Genomic DNA, 581 nt, shown 5'->3' on the forward strand with positions numbered 1-581 from the left:
AATGTTGTGTGGAGTGCTTTTCCTGGGCTTCAAGGTCATGTTCTGAATATGCGCGATATTGAACAGGGGCTTGATCAGATCAACCGTTTGAGTTCAGCGCACGCTCAAAGCGAACTTCTTCCAGGGCGTGAAGAAGGGAGCACCATTGTCAATATTAACAATCATCCCGATAAAACTTTCAAGGTTACTGTTTCTCATGACAATATGGGACAATCTTCCACGGGTTATGCGCGTTATAGTGCGGGCTTGAGGGTAGAAAATATTTTAGGGATGAATGATGCGTGGGATTTTAACTATCAACGCAGTGAGCCCGATTATTGGGGTGGGAGCAAGCAAGAAGGACATAGCAATAACATTTCAGCGAGTGTGAGTATTCCGTATGGTTATTGGACCTTTGGATTGAATGGCACTGTTTATAATTACCAAAGTATAATCCCTGGCAATTTTACCGATATTGAGACGACGGGGGATTCCAGTGAGTTGCACGCCAGTACAAGCAGGGTTCTTTACCGTGATGGTGTTTCCCTTACAACCTTGAATTTAGGTCTTTCTTATAAAAGAACCAACAATTACCTTCTTGG

Annotated in this window: 1 protein-coding gene; it reads left to right on the forward strand. The window is 43.4% G+C overall.

The features are described from left to right. Positions 1 to 581: ShlB/FhaC/HecB family hemolysin secretion/activation protein (locus ACFIKY_RS09270; RefSeq protein WP_375661761.1), on the forward strand; the 581-nt coding region annotated here is incomplete at both ends.

It is taken from the genome of Bartonella sp. CR127HXZ (assembly GCF_042194555.1).
In the GTDB taxonomy this organism is placed as follows: Bacteria; Pseudomonadota; Alphaproteobacteria; order Rhizobiales; family Rhizobiaceae; genus Bartonella; species Bartonella grahamii.